Source organism: Arthrobacter sp. GMC3 (genome assembly GCF_002929305.1).
Classification (GTDB): Bacteria; Actinomycetota; Actinomycetes; order Actinomycetales; family Micrococcaceae; genus Specibacter.
Map to the genome: position 1 here is coordinate 1 of NZ_PJIO01000133.1, position 561 is coordinate 561.

Annotated in this window: 1 protein-coding gene and 1 tRNA gene; both read left to right on the top strand. The window is 60.6% G+C overall.

Annotated elements, in window-relative coordinates:
- A partial coding sequence (locus CXQ94_RS23985; RefSeq protein WP_219817129.1) for a tyrosine-type recombinase/integrase occupies positions 1-420 on the top strand: 420 nt, incomplete at its 5' end.
- 8 nt (positions 421-428) lie between these two features.
- Positions 429-524 (top strand) — tRNA-Sec (locus tag CXQ94_RS23990).
- The last annotated feature ends 37 nt before the right edge of the window (positions 525-561 follow it).

Consider the following 561-nt stretch of genomic DNA (forward strand, 5'->3'; position numbering starts at 1 on the left):
CGGGTGGGCGATGGCATGCTCCAGTTCGTGAACACGAAGTCGAAGCGTCGTCGTGTGGTGCCGATCGATCCGAAGCTAGCGGAGCGGATACGCCAGCACCTTCGGGAACACGGTGCGTTCACCAACTGCCGGGATCGGTTCGATGAAGCTGTGTCGCGTGCCGGGCTGGGTCTGCCTGCCGGACAAAAGTCGCATGTGTTGCGGCATACCTTCGCCTCACACTTCATCGCGAACGGTGGCAATATCCTGACCTTGCAGAAGATCCTCGGTCACTCGTCCCTGGCGATGACAATGCGCTACGCGCACCTTGCGCCCGATCATCTGCAAGACGTGTTAGCGTTTGGTCCTGCTAGGGACTTTCGACACTTCTCCGACACTCCCGCCTCCGAGCTACAGTCGGGGCAGGAAAATTCCTTGTAAATCAATAACGAAGGCAATCGCACCCGGTGGTGCGGCCGGGCTTCAAACCCGGTTGGGGACGGCAGCCGTTCCCGGGTGAGTTCGACTCTCACTGCCTTCCGCCATCTACCCCCTCTACCCCTCGCCACCACCCTGCGACAG